We start from the raw sequence: 7249 nt of genomic DNA, 5'->3' as shown, positions 1-7249 counted from the left end.
CGCTGGAAGGCGGCGGCGCCGAGCAGGACCTCGACCAGACCTGGCGCGACATGGTACGGACCGTTCGCGATCTCGCGGCCAAGATTCCCGACCTCGCGCAACGAACCGCGGCGGTGGCCATCACCGGGCAAGGCGACGGAACCTGGCTGATCGATAGCGACGGCATGCCTGTCTCGCGCGCCTGGCTGTGGCTCGATGCCCGCGCCGGACGTTTGGTGGACGAGATGCGCGCCGATCCCCGGGATCGCAGGCGGTTCGAACTGACCGGCACGGGGCTGAATTCCTGCCAGCAAGGCGCCCAGCTTGCCTTCATGAAAAAGAACCATCCCGACATGCTGGAGCGGGCGGCCACCGCACTGCATTGCAAGGATTGGCTCTACTTCAAGATGACGGGCGAACGCGCCACCGATCCCTCCGAGGGAACCTTCACCTTCGGCGATTTTCGGTCGCGCACCTATTCCGACGAAGCCCTCGACATCCTGGATCTGACGACGCATCGCCGCCTGTTGCCTCCCATGCTCGAAGGCACCACCGACCATCATCCGCTATCGCGATCGGCGGCGGCGGAGACCGGCCTGCTCGAAGGCACGCCGGTGGTGCTGGGCTACGTCGACATGGTCATGACGGCGCTCGGAGCCGGCCTCTATGATCCCTCGGGCAATGTCGGCTGCACGGTCATCGGCTCGACCGGCATACACACGCGCTTCGCAGCCACTCCCGACGATGTCGTGCTGAACGACGATGGCTCCGGCTACACGATCGCCATGCCTATTCCGGGCGCCTTTGCACAATTGCAATCCAACATGGCGGCGACGCTCAACATAGACTGGGTGCTTGGCCTTGCGCGCGACGTGCTCGCCACGGCTGGCGGCAAACCTTCTCATGACGAGTTGCTGAAGGCGCTCGACGCTTGGATGGAAGCATCGGAGCCGGGATCGCTGATCTACCAGCCTTACATATCGCTAGCCGGCGAAAGAGGGCCGTTCGTCGACCCTGACGCACGCGCCGGCTTCATCGGCCTTTCGGTCAAGCATGGCTTTGGCGATCTGGCACGCGGCGTGCTCGAGGGGTTGGCCTTCGCCGCTCGCGATTGCTACCAGGCGATGGGCGCCGTGCCGAGTGAGATCCGCCTGTCGGGCGGCGCAGCGCGCAGTCCGTCTCTACGTCGCATCATCGCGGCGGCGACAAGGGCGCAGGTGCGCACCAGCAGCCGCCAGGAAGCCGGCGCGGCGGGTGCCGCGATGATGGCCGCGGTCGGGCTCGGCGTCTACGGCTCCATGGAAGACTGCGCCGCCGAATGGGTGACGCCGCTTCTCGGCGACTGCGATGCCTATGACGAGGCGCTTTCGCAAACATACGATGCGCTCTTCCCTTCCTTCGTTGCGGCGCGCCAGGCGCTTCGGCCGGTGTGGAAGGGCATGGCGCACCGCACAGGAGCAAGATCTTGAGCAATACAACAGATGTCGTCGATCTCTTCGTGATCGGCGGCGGCGTCAATGGAGCCGGCATAGCGCGTGATGCTGCAGGTCGTGGCCTGTCCGTCATCCTGTGCGAAAAAGACGATCTCGCGCAAGGCACCAGTTCGCGTTCCGGCAAGCTGGTGCATGGCGGCCTGCGCTACCTCGAATATTATGAATTCAGGCTGGTTCGCGAAGCGCTGATCGAACGCGAGGTGCTGCTCGAGGCGGCGCCGCATATCATCTGGCCGATGCGCTTCGTTCTACCGCACAGCCCGCAGGATAGGCCGGCATGGCTGGTCCGGCTCGGGCTGTTTCTCTACGACCACCTTGGCGGCCGCAAACGGCTGCCTGGGACAAGAACGCTGAACCTGAGGACCTCGCCTGAAGGCGCGCCGATCAAGGACGAATTCAAGCGCGGTTTCGAATATTCCGACTGCTGGGTCGACGATGCGCGCCTGGTGCTGCTCAATGCGCTCGATGCAAGGCAGCGAGGCGCCAGAGTGCTCACGCGCACCGCCTGTGTCGCGGCGCGCCGTGAAGGCGGACTGTGGTCGATCGATATGCAGGATGGTCGCACGGGCGCCGTCACGAAAGTCCGCGCGCGCGCTCTGATCAACGCAGCAGGTCCCTGGGTCAACGACATTGTCAGCCGCGTCGCCGGGCAGAATTCGACGCGCAATGTCCGGCTTGTAAAAGGCAGCCATATCGTCGTGCCCAAATTCTGGGAGGGGCGGCAGGCCTATCTCATCCAGAACAACGACAAGCGGGTGATCTTCGTCAACCCGTACGAGAACGATCTGGCGCTGATCGGCACGACCGACATTCCCTACGAAGGCAGGCCCGAGGAAGTGGTCGCCGAGGCCAGCGAAGTCGACTACCTGATCAAGGTGGTCAATCGCTATTTCAAGCGGCAGCTGACGCCACAGGACGTGGTCTACAGCTTCTCCGGTGTGCGTCCGCTCTATGACGACAATGCCGACAATCCAAGCGCGGTGACGCGCGACTATATTTTCGAACTCGACGCCTCCAACGGCAACGCACCGCTGCTTTCGGTGTTCGGCGGCAAGATCACCACCTTCCGCAAGCTGTCGGAACACGCGCTGGAAAAGATCCAGCCATTCTTTCCGACGATGAAGAAAGCCTGGACGGCCAAAATTCCCTTGCCGGGGGGCGACCTGCCCAATGCGGACTTCGAGCAGTTTCTGAGCGATCTGCATGTCGAATTTCCATGGCTCAGCCCGTCGTTGGTGAAGCACTACGCTCGAAGCTACGGCACCCGCGCCAGGCAATTGCTCGCCGGCGCGCAAAGCGAGGCTGATCTCGGCCGACGCTTCGGTCCCGATCTGTATGAACGGGAGGCAAAGTTCCTGGTCGAGACCGAATGGGCTGGCACATCAGCCGATATACTGGAACGCCGCACAAAGCATGGCCTGCATATCAATGCGGCCGAGCGGAAAGCATTCGAAGATTGGTTCGGTAACATCATGGCGACGGCGGACTGATGGCCTTCACGCTTTCCCTCAACACCAATCCTCTGGTCAATCGCTTCGCCGATCCAGACGATTTGATCGACGCGATTGCTTATGGCATCGGCATTCGCGACGTGCAGTTGACGCATGAATTCGTCAATCCGGGCTGGCCGGCGGCCACGATTGCCAAATTCCTGCGCCTGTTCAACAGCGCGCTTTCGCGGACCGGTGTCAGGATCACCTCCGGCATGACCGGACCTTATGGCCGGCTCAACCATTTCGGCCACCCGGACGCCGACGTCCGGCGCTACTATGTCGACTGGTTCAAGACCTTCGCCGACATTTCCGCCGAACTCGGCGCGCCAGGCATGGGCACGCAGTTCGCCATCTTCACCTACAAGGACTTTGACGATCCGCAACGGCGGGCAGCACTTCTCGATATCGCGCTCGAATGCTGGCGCGAGGTTGCCGAACACGCCAGGGCGGCGGGGCTGACATACCTGTTCTGGGAGCCGATGTCGGTCGGCCGCGAGTTCGGCCACACGATCGAAAGCTGCGTCACGCTGCAAGGCGCCATCGACGCAGCGAAGCTGCCCATACCGATGAAGATGATGGTCGATATCGACCATGGCGACGTGACCTCACCCAACCCTGCCGACACCGATCCCTACGCCTGGGCGAAAGCGTTTCCATTGCAATCTCCGATCATCCATATCAAGCAGTCTTCCATGAACAAGGGCGGCCATTGGCCGTTCACGGCCGCCTACAACAAGGATGGCCGCATAGTGCCGCAGAAGTTGCTGGACGCGGTTCGGCAGGGTGGTGGAACCGACAATGAAATTTGCCTTGAACTTTCCTTCAGGGAGAGGGAACCAGTCGACCATCAGGTTATCGAGATGATCCGCGAGTCGGTGGATTTCTGGGTGCCTTACGTCGACAGTGGCCGCGACAGTCTCAAGCCTCGGACTTGAGCGAATACGTCGCCCGGAAGCCGGCTTCGGCCGCAAAAGTATCGAAGGAGAAAAACAATGGCCCCATATTGGGTCGGCACGAGCTGGAAGATGAACAAGACGCTTGCCGAGGCGTTGCTGTTCGCCGATGCGTTGGCCGCCTTCGTGCCTGGTTTCGATCAGGCGATACAGCCTTTCGTCATTCCGCCGTTCACCGCCGCGCGCCAGGTCAAGGCGGCACTGGCCAACACCCGCGTGAAGGTAGGTGCCCAGAACATTCATTGGGCCGATGCCGGTGCCTGGACGGGAGAGATTTCGCCAGTGATGTTGAAAGACTGCGGGCTGGATGTAATCGAACTCGGCCATAGCGAGCGCCGCGAGCATTTCGGCGAGACGGATGCGACTGTCGGACTGAAAACGGCGGCTGCTGTCAGGCACGGTTTTGTGCCACTGATCTGCGTCGGCGAGACGCTGGACGAGCGTGAATCAGGCCGCGCCGAGGCGGTGCTGACGGCACAGGTTCTCGGTGCGCTGCAGGAGCTGAGCGGCGATCAACCGAAGGCGGAAATCCTCTTTGCCTACGAGCCTGTCTGGGCGATCGGGGAGAAGGGCATTCCCGCAAGCGCCGACTATGCCGACAAGCAGCAAGCGCTGATCAAGCAGGTAGCCGCTGACCGGCTGCCGGCTGCCCCGCCTGTGCTTTACGGCGGCAGCGTCAACCCCGGCAACGCGGCCGAACTTATCGGCCAGCCGCATATTGATGGCCTGTTCATCGGCCGCTCGGCGTGGCAAGCGGAAGGCTATATCGACATTCTGAAAAAGGCGTCGGCCGCCATCGCGCGCTAACCGCGCGAGCAATTCCGGGAAAGTGTGAAGCGGTTTTCCGTCCGGAATTGCGTCAAATCAAAGAGACAGAGACAAAAGCAAAGGAGTTCATCATCATGAAGATCGCACTCGGAGCCGACAGCGCCGGCAAGCCGCTGCTCGATGTCATCGCCAAGCATCTCGCCACCAAGCCGGAGTTGCAGGTCGTCGACCTGAGCCAGGCCGGCTTCTACGCCGATATCGCCGCCTCGGTCGGCCACGAAATTCTCGACGGCAACTACGACCGGGCCATCCTGTTTTGTGGCACCGGCATCGGCGTCAGCATCTCTGCCAACAAGGTGCCGGGCATTCGCGCCGCGTTGACCCACGATACCTATTCCGCGGAGCGCGCCGCCAAGTCCAACAACGCCCAGATCATCACCATGGGCGCCCGCGTCATCGGTCCCGAACTGGCGAAATCGATCGCCGACGCATGGCTTGCCTCCGAGTTTGATCCGAATGGCCCATCTGCCGCGAACGTGCAGGCCGTCGACAAGCTCGACGCCAAGCGCTGAAAGACGCGGCAAGTCCGCTGATGATCAGTCGGTCAAGGCGGTCCGCATCGCCTCGATCACGGTGACGGCGGACGCAGCGCCCGGATCCATATGGCCAAGCGAACGTTCGCCGAGGCGTGATGCCCGGCCCTTGGTGGCCACCATCGCTTTGGTCGCTTCCGCGCCTGTCTCTGCCGCCTGGGCGGCGGCCTTGAGACTGGCGGCCAGATCCTTGCCTGAGGCCAGCGCTTCGCCCGCCGCTTGCCCCGCCGGCGCCCATGCATCGATCATCGTCTTTTCGCCAAGCTCTGCCTTGCCGCGATCCTGAATGCCCTTGGCCATGGCCTGGAACAGGGCGACCACATCCGCGTCGTCGAGCGCCGTCTTGCCCTTGACGGCTGCCGCGGCGCGCATGAGCGCGGTCGCATAGAGCGGACCGGAGGAGGCGCCGACCGCATTCAGGAACGACTTTGCCGCCGTGTTCAGCAAGGTGGTCGGATCGGTCGCCGCGGTGTCCAGTCCGGCCACCGCATCGCGCGCAGCGAAAAATCCAAGCTCCATCGCGATGCCGTGGTCGGCGTCACCGATAACCCCGTCAAGCGCGCACAGCCTGTCCCTGTCTGCTGACATGGAGTTTGCGATCGCTGCGAACATCGTGACAAGGCGGGCAGTATCGATTGTCGTCATGTCTTAGTCCTTGCCACAGAGTGGGTTTAGCCGGCGCGAAACATGGCGCAGTCGCAGGGGTGGTCCAGCATCGTCTGCAACTCGCCGTCCAGCCGATGCAGCGTGATCGAGGCCCCGGCCATTTCGAGCGAGGTGCAGTAATTGCCGACCCAGCTTGCGTGGATGGACACACCGATCTCATCGAGCCTCTGCTTCACGCGCCGGTTCATGATGTAGAGTTCCATCAGCGGCGTTGAGCCCAGCGAATTGACGAGCACCGCGACCTTGTCGCCGCGCGCCGGCGCCATCTCGTCGAGGATCCTGTCCAGCATCTCGTTGGTGATCTCATCGGCTGTTTTCAACTTTTCGCGTGCGATGCCGGGCTCGCCGTGGATGCCCATGCCGATCTCCATCTCGTCCGGCCCGATCTCGAAATTCGGCCGGCGGGTCTGCGGCAGCGAACAGGGCGACAGCGCCACGCCCATGGTGAAGGTGTGGTCGTTGGCCTTGCCGGCGATGCGCTCGCATTCGTCGAACGACAACATCCGGTCGCAGGCGGCGCCGGCCGCCTTGAAGATGAAGAAATTGCCGGCGACACCGCGCCTCTTGTGCCGCTGGTCGCGCGGTGCCGAGGCAACGTCGTCGGTGCTCAGCACCGTGCGCACCTCGATGTCGTCCATCGCCGCCATCTCGGCCGCCATGTCGAAATTCATCACGTCGCCGGCATAATTGCCGTACATGAACAGCACGCCGGCGCCGCCGCTGACCGCCTTGGCGCATTCGAGGATCGGGTCCGGCGGTGGCGAGGCAAAGACATTTCCGATGGCCGCCGCGTCGGCCAATCCCTTGCCGACGAAGCCGAGAAAGCTTGGCTCATGGCCCGAGCCGCCGCCAATGACGAGGCCCACCTTGCCCTGGCGCGGCCCGTCGCGGGCGACGATGGAGCGTGGGCTACCCTCCACGCTTTTGAGATGGCGGGGATGCGCTGCCAGGATGCCTTCCAGCATCTCGTCGACGGCGCGGTTGCCATCGTTGATGATCTTCTTGGTCTGCACCCGGCATCCTCCCGACTTCGGCATTTTCGCAGATAATACCGGGTGTTACCGGGATTTCCACCCGGCAAGGCGTATTTCGGGCGCTGAGATGTTCCCACCGGCCAACACCTGGACGCAGGCGCTGGCTGTTTCAACCGCCGAGGCCGTCGCGGATGGCTGAGAAATAGCGATCGGTCCCGACCTGGCCGCCCTTGAGCGCGACCTCCAGTCCGTCGATCGCCTTGACGCGCGAGTGGGCAACGCAAAGCGGGGAACCCGGCGAAGCGGGCAGCGGCATGCGAATTGTCAGGG

General features: G+C 63.0%; 7 protein-coding genes and 1 pseudogene. 5 read left to right on the top strand and 3 right to left on the bottom strand.

Features of this window, described 5'->3' with window-relative positions:
- From EN914_RS18050 to EN914_RS18030, 5 genes are all read left to right on the top strand, one after another.
- Positions 1-1448 (top strand): FGGY-family carbohydrate kinase (locus tag EN914_RS18050; protein ID WP_164778780.1); only part of this gene is annotated, 1448 nt, incomplete at its 5' end.
- Positions 1445-2962 carry a glycerol-3-phosphate dehydrogenase gene (locus tag EN914_RS18045; RefSeq protein WP_024502448.1) on the top strand — a complete coding sequence of 506 codons (1518 nt, stop codon included), beginning with the start codon at positions 1445-1447 and terminating at the stop codon, positions 2960-2962. The genes EN914_RS18050 and EN914_RS18045, both read left to right, overlap by 4 nt.
- Positions 2962-3900 carry a sugar phosphate isomerase/epimerase gene (locus tag EN914_RS18040; protein WP_024502449.1) on the top strand — a complete coding sequence of 313 codons (939 nt, stop codon included), beginning with the start codon at positions 2962-2964 and terminating at the stop codon, positions 3898-3900. The genes EN914_RS18045 and EN914_RS18040 overlap by 1 nt, the downstream gene beginning before the upstream one ends.
- 57 nt (positions 3901-3957) lie before the next feature.
- Positions 3958-4725 (top strand): triose-phosphate isomerase, encoded by a 768-nt coding sequence (locus EN914_RS18035; protein WP_024502450.1) that lies wholly within the window; start codon positions 3958-3960, stop codon positions 4723-4725.
- Between the two features lie 95 nt (positions 4726-4820).
- On the top strand, positions 4821-5258 hold the full coding sequence (locus EN914_RS18030) for an RpiB/LacA/LacB family sugar-phosphate isomerase (RefSeq protein WP_024502451.1): 438 nt from the start codon (positions 4821-4823) through the stop codon (positions 5256-5258).
- Positions 5259-5282: 24 nt separating this feature from the next.
- On the opposite strand, the gene dhaL is transcribed toward EN914_RS18030, so the two are convergent.
- The 3 genes and pseudogenes from dhaL to EN914_RS39230 all read right to left on the bottom strand — a co-directional run.
- The gene (dhaL, locus tag EN914_RS18025; protein ID WP_024502452.1) at positions 5283-5924 is read right to left on the bottom strand and encodes a dihydroxyacetone kinase subunit DhaL; all 642 of its coding nucleotides are present in this window, start codon (positions 5922-5924) and stop codon (positions 5283-5285) included.
- Positions 5925-5950: 26 nt separating this feature from the next.
- A complete protein-coding gene (locus tag EN914_RS18020) occupies positions 5951-6958 on the bottom strand; it encodes a dihydroxyacetone kinase subunit DhaK (protein ID WP_024502453.1) in 1008 nt (335 codons plus the stop codon).
- A gap of 130 nt (positions 6959-7088) precedes the next feature.
- Positions 7089-7249 (bottom strand): annotated as a pseudogene (locus EN914_RS39230) (four-carbon acid sugar kinase family protein); the annotation flags it as partial.

It is taken from the genome of Mesorhizobium sp. M7A.F.Ca.CA.001.08.2.1 (genome assembly GCF_003998455.1).
In the GTDB taxonomy this organism is placed as follows: domain Bacteria; phylum Pseudomonadota; class Alphaproteobacteria; order Rhizobiales; family Rhizobiaceae; genus Mesorhizobium; species Mesorhizobium ciceri.
This window is presented reverse-complemented; position numbering and strand designations above follow the sequence as displayed.

What these genes read in the sequence shown, in the direction of transcription:
- EN914_RS18040 (WP_024502449.1), top strand. Translation starts at nt 2,962, where the DNA reads ATGGCCTTCACGCTTTCCCTCAACACCAATCCTCTGGTCAATCGCTTC.
- EN914_RS18035 (WP_024502450.1), top strand. Translation starts at nt 3,958, where the DNA reads ATGGCCCCATATTGGGTCGGCACGAGCTGGAAGATGAACAAGACGCTT.
- EN914_RS18030 (WP_024502451.1), top strand. Translation starts at nt 4,821, where the DNA reads ATGAAGATCGCACTCGGAGCCGACAGCGCCGGCAAGCCGCTGCTCGAT.
- dhaL (WP_024502452.1), bottom strand. Translation starts at nt 5,924, where the DNA reads ATGACGACAATCGATACTGCCCGCCTTGTCACGATGTTCGCAGCGATC.